Genomic DNA, 12,367 nt, shown 5'->3' on the forward strand with positions numbered 1-12,367 from the left:
GCCTTATCCTCGCCAACCCTGTTGGCCGCGCAAAGAGGCGCGTTGCATAAGGCTGCCAGCGCCAAATCCCAGCACTGTCACCGCAACCATCGCAATGCCAATTATTATGAATGGAAACGAGGTGACCTGTGCACCAATTGCATTTGCGGCCATCACCGCAATGCCAGCACCCAGCGCGATGCCGACAATCCCGCTACTGGCGACGGTGATACCGGTTTCCCAAGCGGCAATATGGCGGATTTGTCCCGGCTGAATGCCAAGGGCACGCAGCATCGCCAACTCTTTTGCCGTGTCCTGACGAAGCGCAATCAGGCCACTGACCACCACCAAGCAGGCCCCGATTGTCGTCAGCACAGTCAGGGTCATCACCGCGGTCACGACCTGGGAAAATATCTTTTCCAGTTTCGCCAATACATCCGGCATCAAAATCGTCGGGACATTGGGGAATTTGGTCTGCAACATCCCCTGTACGCTAGCGGCTGTATTTGAGTTGGGGGCGCCATCACTTGGGTCTGTCACAAGATCAATGGTACTGACCAAACCATGTGCGATCGCCTCAGATGGCGGTGAGAGAACAATCGGAAAATCCAACCTCAGGCGCGTCCAGTCGATTTTGCGCAGGTTGGCAATCGTGACCGGATGGGGACGGCCCAGCATATTAACCGTGATCTGATCGCCGACCTGAATGCCAAGGGTCTTTGCGATATCAGCATCTAATGATGCTTGGCGTTCGGCCTGTTTCCCTGCCATCCACCACGCACCTGCGATGATCGGCGTATTGTGTGCTGCGGCATGGGGACGATCCGTCCATGAAAGGCCACGATCACCGCGCACAAACCATTGATACCGCCGTGGCACGTTAAGGGCACTAACCGGGGTTTGATTGATATGGGTGACCCGCCCATGCAGGAACGGCATCTGGTCGACCGATTGCACCGTTGGTATGGCATGTGCGGCCTTAACGAACGCGTCGCCGTCCTCGGGCAGCAGATCAAAAAATACCAGATCGGGGCTGTCACTTGGCAAGGTAGAGGTCAAATGATGTCCCGCCATCACTGCAAACAGCATCACGGTCATCAGACAGGTGACTGAAACCCCGACAGAGGTCATGACGGTCAGGGTCGGGGCGCTGGGTTTGGCAAGGGTGCGCAACGCCAGCCGAAGCGAGGGGGGCATATTAATGATACGGCGCGATAAATACCGGCACCCGGCCCGAAGCCCCATAGCGATGGCCGCAAATAGCGCCAAACACAGCACCAATCCAACCATCAGGATGATCGCAAACCACCCCATTCCGATCAGCTGCGCACCAAGGCCGAAAAGCCCGGCAACGAGGACGCCATAAAGCACAAGCCGTTTAACCGAAATGTGCGCTTTGACCGATTTCCAATGAGCGCCACGCCGTTCCGTTTGGTGACGGAATAACCGTGCGGGCGAGGTGCGGCACGCGGTCAAAAGCGGCCCAATGGATATCACCGCCATGAAAAGCATAACAAAGGCGGCTATAACGCAGAACCTGCCAAGCGATGCTGCGACTGATGGCGAAATATCGAGCCCCAGCATGTTGTTAAAAACAGGCAGTGCCAAATATTCAATCAGTATCGAAAGCCCCGCGCCAACCACAAGCGCGAACAGGGTAACGCAGGCAACCTGTGCGGCGATCGCGACCAAAACCTGTCCGCGTGTTGCACCCATGCTGCGCAACATGGCCAAACGTGATTGGCGCGTATCAAGGTACGCACAAAGTGCGTTTCGCATCCCCGTTGCGCAGATGACAAAGATGGCAATCCCAATCAGTCGGGCGAATGCCATGGCAAAATCATTGATCCGTTCAATCCCGGGAATACCGTCGGCAGCATTGACAATGCGCCAGCCAGCGTCTGGAAATCGTGTTTCTATCGCCTTGATGATGTCTTGGCTTTGCGCCTGTTGGGCGGCATCAAGACGGATGCGCGCGTACCAATAGACTTGGGCATTACCCGCGCCAATTTGGGTTCGCGCGTAGGCATCGCTGGAAATGATCATCCGTGGCCCAAGCGAAAAAAGACGAAACGCCCGTTCAGGTTCGGATGTGATCACAGCACGAATGATAAAATCCTGCGCCCCAACCGTGATCATGTCTCCGATCCCGACATGCAATGCTTCCAGAAGACTTGGGACAACAGCAACACCCGGCGGGGATTGGGTGTCTTTGGGCTGCAATGTCGTGTGCAATGGCAGGTTTGATAAAAGGTTGTCTGAGTGGGAAGATGACAGGCTCGATGATAATGTCAGTTCGCCATAGAGCGGATAGGGCGCATCAACCGCCTTCATTTCCGTCAGAATGGAGGTCTCGCCATTTGGGGCGGCGACCATAACGCGTTGCTCAGTCGTGAGGCTAAGCGTGCCAAAGCTTTTAAGAAACGCGATTTCTTGCGCGGTTGGTGCACGGTGAAACAGGCGCAACGACAGATCACCGCCAATGGTGTTCTGGGCCGATTGCAGGGTGGCATTTCGGATGGTCTGGGTCAGGTTGGTGCAAATAGCCAGTACCGTAATGGCAAACACCAATGTCGCCCACAGCGACCACAACCCAGCTCCCGGCGCCCGCAACTCACGCAGACTAAACCGCAAGCCCGCAGCGATACTCTGATAAGGTCGAGAAATCGGCAGGGACAAGGCAGTCTCGCTGGCAAACGTGGGTTACGGCGTGGGGGTTAAGGCAAGTCCCAGCCAGAACGATTCGATCATTTTCATCAGATCGATGAATTCCGTCACATCAACGGGTTTGCGCAAATAACAATTTGCCCCGGCAGCATAACACAGATCAACATCATGCTCCGCCCCAGAGGTTGTGAGAACAATCACAGGGATCGATGCGGAATTTGGATCATTGCGGATATCGCGCAGCATTTCGCGGCCGTCTTTGCGCGGCATATTCAGATCAAGCAGGATCAGTCGCGGCCGGGGCGCATTTTTGTATGGCCCATCTTTCTGCAAAAACTGCAGCGCAGTGATCGCGTCTTTTACATGATGTAATTCAACGGGATGTTTGAATTCGCGTAGAGCTTCCCGAACAAGGCGCGCATCCCCAGGATTATCTTCGATCAGAAGGATATTGCTGGGCTTGCCATTCGTCGTTGGCGACATTGTTAACTATCCTTTTGGATGGGGTGTTTTTTTATCGTCAAACCCATCTCTTTTTGCAAACGCATCGTTTTTCTGAACGATGTTGGTTTGGAAAACCGCCCATAACTCCCAGTAGACGATCTTTCTATTTTGTATTTCTAATATGATGTCGCATATATCTCAAGTCAGTTGGCGACACCATAGCTTGAAATTAGGGACATCACTCTAATCCCTGAGGCGTATAAACCATTCTTGCGTATGGTGTCTCCGGATCTGAAAAACTGCCTATCAAATATGCGGTAATGATTATGATATCAAGTCGCAATTGCTCAGAAAATTCGACTTTTGGAATTTACTCGACGATTTTCAGCCCCAATTCACTGGCCAAGCCATTCAATCGGGACAGCAATTCGGGCTGATCAGCAAACTGACGATGGGCACTTTCATAAGCCGACTGCGCCTCTTCCCGGTCACCAATCACGCTATAAGCCCTTATCAACCGCGCCCAGCCTTCGGGGTTATCCGGATTGTCTTTCAGGCGTTCGGCCAGATTGTTGACCATGGACGCAATCATTTCCTGACGTTCTTCCGGCGTCATTTCTTGCGCGGCTTTGATGTCATCCTCGGTCGGGCCGGCCACCATCGGTGGTGCTTGTTTGACCGTCAGGCGACCTTCGATATCGATGCCTTGTGCAGCTGCTGCGTCTTGAATGCGCGATACCACCATCGGAAGCCACGCCGCATCCGCTGGGGCCCCATTGGCAAGGGCAATCCAACGATCAATGGCGGCTTCATAGTTGCCATCCTGAATATCGGCCAAGCCAAGGTAATATTGAATTCTGGGATCGGTGCTGTCGGACTTTGCCGCCTCGTTCAGCGCACCCCGGGCAATGGCGTTGATTTGTCCGTTATCTGCACGGATCAGGCTTTCGGCATACATCGCCAGATAATCACCATCGCGTCCCGAAAGCTTAACGGCCTCAAGAAAGGCGGTCTGGGCTTCTGCCGGGCGACCAAGCGCCATTAGGCTGGCACCAAGCAATTCCCATCCTTTGATATTGTCCGGGTTCTCAATAAGCTTCTGGGACAAATCACTTACCGCGCGGTTCAGGACTTCTTTTCGGTCCTGATCCATGGCTTGTGCCTGGCGGATGGCATTGATTTCATCCCCGCGGCTTGCAATCGGTCGATCGGGCATGGTCGGGCTGCCCAGATCAACATAAAGCCCAATGCCGCCGATCAGAAACAGGACGAAAAGCCCCGCTGCCATCGGGCGCAAGGCCGTTCCATTTTTGGGTTTGGGATGCGCTTTGACGTCCTTTTTGATGCGCTGATCGGCGTTAAGGATACGCCGCTGCACTTCAATGCGCGCCGCACTGGCTTGTTCCGGGGTTAAGACCCCACGCTCGATATCGCGTTCAATCTCTGACAGCTGATCACGGTATACCGCCAAATCACGCAGCATTTCATCATCGGCATCAAGGATGTCTGACGATGTTTCTGCCTGTGCGGTTTGGGTACCGGTCGAACCGGCTTTTGCACCAGCATCGACGTTTTTGGTCTGATCAGACTGTTTGCGGTTTTGAAAGATCGGCCACAAAACGAATCCCGCCACAAGCAGGGTTATTGCGCCAAGAACAATTGCGATGGTCATAAATCTATCCTGTCGTGACGCTTATTCTGCTGGGGCTGGTTTTGCGGATGTTTTGTTCGAACGCACTGGCGCACCAATGCGATAACGCCGATCCGACAGCGACATCAATCCGCCAAAGACCATGACAAGACCACCGGTCCACATCCATGGGATCATTGGTTTGACGTAGAAACGCGTAATCCACTTACCGCTTTCATCCTGATCGCCGATCACCGCATAGATATCGCCGGTAAAGCCAGAGCGAATACCAGCCTCGGTCGTGGGCATGCCTTCGACCGTGTAAACGCGTTTTTCAGGGGTCAGAACAATGGTCTTTTCGCCCGGCGTGGTGATGGTCACGGTTGCTTCGCGCGAGACAAAGTTTGGTCCTTGATATTCGCGAATACCCGACAGCGTAAAGGTATGGTCGGCAAGTTGCGTGCTTTCACCAACGCTAAGCGATTGAACCGCTTCTTCGGTCCAGGCTTGCGATCCGGTGATGCCCGCCACCACAATCGCCACACCGGCATGGGCCAACATGGTGCCATGGGCGGAACGCGGCAAATTGCGCATCCGGCGGAAACTGGTGGCAAATGACTCGCGGAACAGTTTGATCCGACCGGCCCATTCAAGGATCGAACCAACAAACAACCAAGCCGCCAGGCCCATGCCAAACACGGCGAATGCCGGACCACCCGAAAGCCAAAGGGTGACCAGAACCACAACAACCGTGACGGCCAAGGCAATTTTAAGCTTGCCCATCACCGCAAACAGATCGGCACGTTTCCATGGCATCAACGGACCAAACGCCATGGCAATGATGACCGGCGTGATGATCGGAACAAATGTCGCGTTAAAGAACGGCGCGCCAACGGAAATCTTTTCCCCTGTCAGCGTTTCAAGCAGCAGCGGATAAAGCGTTCCCAGCAACACCATTGCCGCAGCAATCGACAACAGGACGTTGTTGAAAATCAACGCCCCTTCGCGCGAAATCGGCTGAAACAGCCCGCCTCCCTTTAAGGTCGGTGCGCGCCACGCATAGAGTGTTAAGGACCCGCCAACAGCGGCAAACAGCAAGAACAGGATAAACACGCCGCGCGTCGGATCTGTGGCAAAGGCATGCACAGATGTCAGCGCACCCGACCGCACAAGGAACGTCCCCAAAAGCGAGAAGGAAAACGCCAAGATCGCCAAAAAGATCGTCCAGCTTTTAAGGGCGTCGCGCTTTTCAACAACGATGGCCGAATGCAGCAACGCCGTTCCGGCAAGCCACGGCATAAAGGATGCGTTTTCAACCGGATCCCAGAACCACCAGCCGCCCCAGCCAAGCTCGTAATACGCCCACCAGGATCCAAGTCCGATACCCGCGGTCAGAAACACCCATGCTGCCAACGTCCAAGGACGCACCCAACGTGCCCACGCCGGATCAACCCGGCCTTCAATCAGGGCAGCCACGGCAAAGGCAAAGGCGACAGAAAACCCGACATAGCCGAGATACAAGAACGGCGGGTGAATGGCGATGCCCGGATCTTGCAGAAGCGGGTTCATGCCTTCGCCATCAAGGGGCGGGTTCATCACCCGATCAAATGGGTTCGACGTTAAAACAATAAACAGAATAAACCCGGCGCCAATCAGGCCCATGACACCAAGCACACGCGCCAACAAGGTCGGCGGCAAGTTGCGGCCAAACGCGGCAACCGCCCCACCAAACAGGGTCAGGATCATCACCCAAAGCAGCATGGACCCTTCGTGGTTGGCCCAAACCCCGGTGATTTTATAAATCATCGGTTTTGATGTGTGGCTGTTTGACAGAACGTTCAAAACGGAAAAGTCGGACGTTACATACGCATAGGTCAGGGCAAGGAAACTTGCGGCAACCAAGGCAAAACAGGTGATTGCCAAGCGTGGGGCAACCGTTAACAACACCGGATCGCGCCGCGATGCGGCAATAAACGGGATGGTCGATTGGGCAAATGCCATCACAAGTGACAGTATCAGCGCGTAATGTCCAATCTCTACAATCATCAGTCGGCCTATGGTTGGGTTTTGTATGCGTGGCTGCGAGATATAATCGCTTGAAGGTGGCTTGGAAACCTTGCGGAATATCAAATATGCGCTATTTGCGTCACAGCGACCTCGGAAAATGTGGCAATAGACATTACATGTTAGTTTCAAACGCGCTATAAAATGGCTTATAGGCTGCGGAAATTGAACGCTAAAGGTCAGTTTATATGAGTCAATGTCCTGTCATTGACATTGCACAAAAAGAAATTTGGGCGCGTCGTGCAACGACGGCCTCTATTGTCATTGCTGCGACGTTGATCCTCATTAAGGCCGTTGGCTGGTTCCTGACCGATTCTGTAAGTTTGCTGTCGTCGATGATCGATAGCATGCTTGACGTCGGAACATCTGTGATCAACTTCATGGCTGTGCGTTCTGCATGGCGTCCTGCGGACCACGACCACCGTTTCGGTCATGGTAAGGCCGAACCCTTGGCCGGGCTTTTCCAATCCGCCTTTATGATCGGGGCCGCGATTTTGGTGTTGGCAGAAGCCGCATCACGCCTGGCCGAGCCAAAACCGATTGCCTTTGCGATGGAAGGCGTTTGGATTATGGCCGTGTCGCTGGTCATGACCATTGGTCTTGTCCTTTTGCAACGCAAAGCCGTTCGGATGTCAGGATCGGTCGCGGTTGATGCCGATTCGATGCATTACACCAGTGACATTGTGTCAAACCTTGCGGTGATCGTTGCATTGTTTGTCGGTGTTGCCGGGTTCCACTGGGCCGATCCGGCCATTGGTGGCGTTGTTGCGGCGTTCTTGCTGTATTCCGCTGTAAAAGTTGGCCGCAGCTCGGTCGAACTACTGATGGATACCGAATTGCCCGAATCCGATAGTCAGCGGATCATCGAACTGACCATGAAAAATCCGGACGTGATTGGTATTCATCGGCTGCGGACCCGCTCATCGGGGGTGCATCGCTTTGCCGAGATTGAATTGATCATGGATGGTGGCATGTTGATGCGCGAATCCCACACCATCTGTCATCAGGTGATGGACAGCATCCGCGCCGAATATCCCGATGTTGATATTACAATTCACCCTGAACCGCCCGAAGACATCCACCTTGATGAATTCAGCGGTTATACCGAAGATCCGGAATTTTGGCATACAGGTCGCGCCAAACGCGCAGGTCAGCACGACATTCCAGTGTCAAACAGCGGTGAAATCGCCGCAATGGGCCGCTAGGCGTCGCTGTTCGGTATCTAATTAACCTCTTAAGTCATCAAAACGGCTGACAGATGCGTTGGGGCGAACCCCAGATACACCTGCCAGCCGTTTTTTTATTGCTTAGTCCCAGCTTAACGAACCACCGTTTTGGTATTCGATGACGCGGGTCTCAAAGAAGTTCTTTTCCTTCTTAAGGTCCATGGCCTCCGACATCCACGGGAACGGGTTTTCAACCTCGGCAAAGACCGGGGCAAGGCCAAGCTGACCACAACGGCGGTTGGCGATGAAATGCATATATTGCTCACACAATTGCGCATTCAGGCCAAGGAACCCGTTGGGCATGGTGTCGCGCCCATATGATGCCTCAAGCTCGGCGGCATCACGCAGCATGGTACGGATTTCATTTTGGAATTCCGTGGTCCACAGATGCGGGTTTTCGGCCTTGATCTGATTGATCACGTCGATGCCGAAATTAAGGTGGATGCTCTCGTCGCGCAGGATGTACTGATATTGCTCTGCAATGCCGACCATCTTGTTACGACGTCCAAGTGACAGGATCTGCGCAAAGCCGGTATAGAACCACATCCCTTCAAACACGACGTAAAAGGCGACCAGATCACGCAGAAAATCCTGATCACGTTCTGGGGTGCCCGTGGCGAAATTGGGATCATCCAGATGCTTGGTATAGCGTAACGCCCACGCGGCTTTATCGGTGATGGACGGCACTTCGCGATACATGTTGAAAAGCTCTCCCTCATCCAGGCCAAGGCTTTCGACAATGTATTGGAACGTATGGGTATGCACCGCTTCTTCAAAGGCCTGACGCAAAAGATACTGACGGCATTCCGGATTGGTCAGATGCCGATAGATCGCCAAGACAATGTTATTGGCAACAAGGCTTTCTGACGCGGCAAAGAAACCCAGATTACGTTTAAGCATCCGGCGTTCATCCTCGGTCAATCCATCACGGGATTTCCAAAGGGCAATATCGGCCTGCATGGAAACTTCGGTCGGCATCCAGTGATTGTTGCACCCCGAAAGGTACTTTTCCCATGCCCAACCGTATTTCAGCGGCAAAAGCTGGTTCACATCTGCGCGTGAATTGATCATCGCCTTGTCACTGACGGTGACACGGGCCGCACCGCGATCAATGTCGCCCAGTCCGGTGGAGTCGGCATCGCCGGCACCGGCACCGGCCCCACCATCAGTTGATGGCGGGACGGATGCCTCGGCATTGGCGGCGGGGGTGTTTTCGTTTTCAACCCAATCAAGCATGGTTTTCATTTCCGGTTTCAAAAGTGGTGTGCGCTGGGGTGGGGCGATTTACTGGCATGCTTCGCATTCCGGATCGTCCAGCAAGCAGGCCTTGCCCCATGCCTGACCATCAGCAATGGGATCAACCACCGCTGCCGGACGTGCCGCAGGCGTGGCAGATGGCGACGGCGCGGGGACAGGCGACGGAGACGCCATTATGGGGGCGGCCGTTGCCGCCGGTGGCGCGGATGCAACGGTTGCGGTTGGGGATGGCGCTGCGGCTGCGGTCGCCGCTGGGGCATTGACCACGGCATTCAGGCGGCCATCGGTGCCTTTTAATGTTGATTTCTCGACATGGGTGGCGGCACTTGATCGCAGGTAATAGGTGGTTTTAAGGCCCCGCAACCACGCCAAACGATACAGGTCATCAAGCTTCTTGCCCGATGGGTTGGCGATATACAGGTTCAAAGACTGTGCCTGATCGAGCCATTTCTGACGGCGCGATGCCGCCTCAATCAGCCAGGATGAATCAAGCTCGAACGCTGTGGCGTAAAGCGCCTTAAGGTCATCGGGGATACGATCGATTTGACCGACACTGCCATCATAATATTTCAGATCGGAAATCATGACCTCATCCCAAAGGCCGCGTTCTTTCAAATCATTGACAAGGGCGGCATTCACCACAGTGAAATCACCCGACATGTTCGATTTGACAAACAGGTTGCGATAAGACGGCTCAATCGATTGGCTGACACCGCAGATATTTGAAATCGTCGCGGTCGGGGCAATCGCCATGGTGTTGGAATTGCGCATGCCAATGGTTTTGACCCGTTCGCGCAAGGTCGCCCAATCTTGTCGCATGCTGCGATCAACATTGAATTCCGCACGGGTTTCTGCGAGCAGATCAAGGGAATCAATCGGAAGAATCCCGCGCGACCAAAGCGACCCGTCAAAGCTTTCATACCGGCCACGTTCAGACGCCAGATCGACCGATGCCGAAATGGCATTAAACGAAATCGCTTCCATGCTTTCATCGGCAAAGGCTACGGCCTCATCCGAGGCATAGGGAATTTTCATCTTCTGCAACGCATCCTGAAAACCCATCAATCCAAGGCCAACAGGACGGTGACGCAGGTTCGCGTAACGGGCTTCCGGGATCGTATAGAAGTTAATATCAATCACGTTATCAAGCATGCGCATCGCGGTTTTAACCGTTTTTGCCAGCTTGTCCTGATCAATACCGTTTTCGGTGACATGTGCCGCCAAATTGATCGAACCAAGGTTACACACCGCAACTTCATCGGCAGATGTGTTAAGCGTGATTTCGGTACACAGGTTGGATGAATGCACCACCCCACGATGCCCCTGCGGGGATCGGATGTTGCACGGGTCCTTAAACGTGATCCAAGGATGCCCGGTTTCAAACAGCATGGTCAGCATGCGCCGCCAAAGATCAACCGCGCGCACGGTTTTATAATTGGCGATTTTGCCGGTTTTGGCCTGTTCTTCGTATGCTTCATACGCTGCCTTGAACTTCGGCCCATACAGGTCATGAAGGTCGGGTGTGTCATCGGGCGAAAACAGGGTCCAAGGCCCATCGGCGATCACGCGTTCCATAAACAGGTCCGGCACCCAGTTGGCCGTGTTCATGTCATGGGTACGGCGGCGGTCATCGCCGGTGTTTTTGCGAAGGTCCAGAAACTCCTCGATGTCGATGTGCCATGTCTCAAGATAGGCACAAACAGCGCCCTTGCGCTTGCCCCCCTGATTAACCGCAATCGCCGTATCATTGGCGACTTTAAGGAACGGCACCACGCCCTGACTTTCGCCGTTGGTCCCCTTGATATGCGCACCAAGTCCGCGAACCGGGGTCCAGTCATTGCCAAGGCCACCGGAATATTTCGCCAAAAGCGCGTTGTCCTTAACCGCTTTAAAGATGCCATCAAGGTCATCGGGAACGGTGGTTAAGAAACAAGATGAAAGCTGCGGGCGGCAGGTACCCGCATTAAACAAGGTCGGGGTTGATGCCATGAAAGAGAATGTCGAAAGCTGATCATAAAATTCAATCGCCTTGGCTTCGCGGTCGACTTCACGGATGGCAAGACCCATGGCAACGCGCATAAAGAACGCTTGCGGCAGTTCAAACCGCGCCCCTTTGACATGCAGGAAATAACGATCATAAAGCGTTTGAAGGCCGAGATACTGGAAGTTAAGATCACGCTCAGGGCGAAGGGCAGCGGTTATCTTTTTCAGATCAAACCGTGCCAATTCGCCGTCAATCAACCCGGCCTTGATCCCGGCCTTAAGTGCGGCGGGGAAATAGGTCGCATACCGGTCGCTCATTTCTGCTTGGGTTGCCTGTTCTGGCTGGCCAGCAACAAAGCTAAGGGCCTCGGCGCGCATTTTATCAAGCAGAAGGCGCGCACTGACAAAGGCATAGTTTGGTTCGCGCTCAACCAGCGTTCGGGCCGCCATGATGGGGGCCAAGGCCAATTCGCCTGTGGTGACGCCATCATACAGGTTGCGACGGGTTTCCTCAAAAATCGGGTCGCCACTGACACTTTCAAGGTCGCCGCAGGCCTCTGCAATCACGGTATGCAGTCGGTCGAAATCAAGCGGTGCCTTGCTGCCATCGGGCTGGGTGACATTGATGTGGGGGGCGTCGGGCTTTTTCTTTTTCTTACGTGCTTCAAGCTTGGCGCGTTCGCGGGCGCGGTCTTCGCGATACAGCACATAGGCGCGCGCGACCTTGTGATGTTCGCTGCGCATCAGGGCCAGTTCAACTTGATCCTGAATATCTTCGATTTGAAGAGGGCGACCGGGTGAAGTCCGGCGCAAAAGTGTGCTGGCAATTTGTTCCGCCAGCGTATCGACAATATCATGCACCCGGTGCGATCCGGATGCTGTTTCGCCTTCGGCCGCCAAAAAGGCCTTGGTCAGTGCGGTTTTGATCTTGGCCGGATCGAATGCGGTAACCGATCCGTTGCGACGAATAACCTGATGAATGGTTTCGGATGATGGCGTTGCTTCGGACGCAGTTGCGCGATCCGCTTCAAGCGTTGCAGACATATTCTTGTGCCCCAATTCGTTGGGGGCAAAGGCCAAACGGAGGCATGCAGGGATGGATGGCGTATAGACGCCA

The 12,367-nt window shown here is 54.2% G+C and carries 7 protein-coding genes; 1 reads left to right on the forward strand and 6 read right to left on the reverse strand.

Annotation, left to right across the window (positions count from 1 at the left end; all coding sequences use genetic code 11):
• Positions 1-3: 3 nt before the first annotated feature.
• The 4 genes from HCZ99_RS20080 to HCZ99_RS20095 all read right to left on the reverse strand — a co-directional run bounded on the left by HCZ99_RS20080 (position 4) and on the right by HCZ99_RS20095 (position 6,766).
• Positions 4-2,658 (reverse strand): ABC transporter permease, encoded by a 2,655-nt coding sequence (locus HCZ99_RS20080; protein WP_167448809.1) that lies wholly within the window; start codon positions 2,656-2,658, stop codon positions 4-6.
• Positions 2,659-2,682: 24 nt separating this feature from the next.
• A complete protein-coding gene (locus HCZ99_RS20085; protein ID WP_167448810.1) occupies positions 2,683-3,129 on the reverse strand; it encodes a response regulator in 447 nt (148 codons plus the stop codon).
• Positions 3,130-3,460: 331 nt separating this feature from the next.
• The gene (gene ccmI / locus HCZ99_RS20090) at positions 3,461-4,762 is read right to left on the reverse strand and encodes a c-type cytochrome biogenesis protein CcmI (RefSeq protein WP_167448811.1); all 1,302 of its coding nucleotides are present in this window, start codon (positions 4,760-4,762) and stop codon (positions 3,461-3,463) included.
• A gap of 21 nt (positions 4,763-4,783) precedes the next feature.
• Positions 4,784-6,766, reverse strand: a complete 1,983-nt coding sequence (locus tag HCZ99_RS20095; protein WP_167448812.1) for a heme lyase CcmF/NrfE family subunit — start codon at positions 6,764-6,766, stop codon at positions 4,784-4,786.
• A gap of 206 nt (positions 6,767-6,972) precedes the next feature.
• Here HCZ99_RS20095 and HCZ99_RS20100 point away from each other — a divergent pair, with 206 nt between their 5' ends.
• Positions 6,973-7,989, forward strand: coding sequence for a cation diffusion facilitator family transporter (locus HCZ99_RS20100; protein ID WP_167448813.1), 1,017 nt, complete (start codon positions 6,973-6,975; stop codon positions 7,987-7,989).
• A 102-nt stretch (positions 7,990-8,091) separates the two neighbouring features.
• Here the strand turns inward: HCZ99_RS20100 and HCZ99_RS20105 are convergent, their stop codons facing one another.
• Positions 8,092-9,246, reverse strand: coding sequence for a ribonucleotide-diphosphate reductase subunit beta (locus tag HCZ99_RS20105; protein WP_167448814.1), 1,155 nt, complete (start codon positions 9,244-9,246; stop codon positions 8,092-8,094).
• 48 nt (positions 9,247-9,294) lie between these two features.
• Positions 9,295-12,294, reverse strand: coding sequence for a ribonucleoside-diphosphate reductase subunit alpha (locus tag HCZ99_RS20110; protein WP_167448815.1), 3,000 nt, complete (start codon positions 12,292-12,294; stop codon positions 9,295-9,297).
• Positions 12,295-12,367 lie beyond the last annotated feature (73 nt).

The sequence above is a fragment of the Thalassospira lucentensis genome, from assembly GCF_011806425.1.
GTDB classification, from domain to species: Bacteria; Pseudomonadota; Alphaproteobacteria; order Rhodospirillales; family Thalassospiraceae; genus Thalassospira; species Thalassospira lucentensis_B.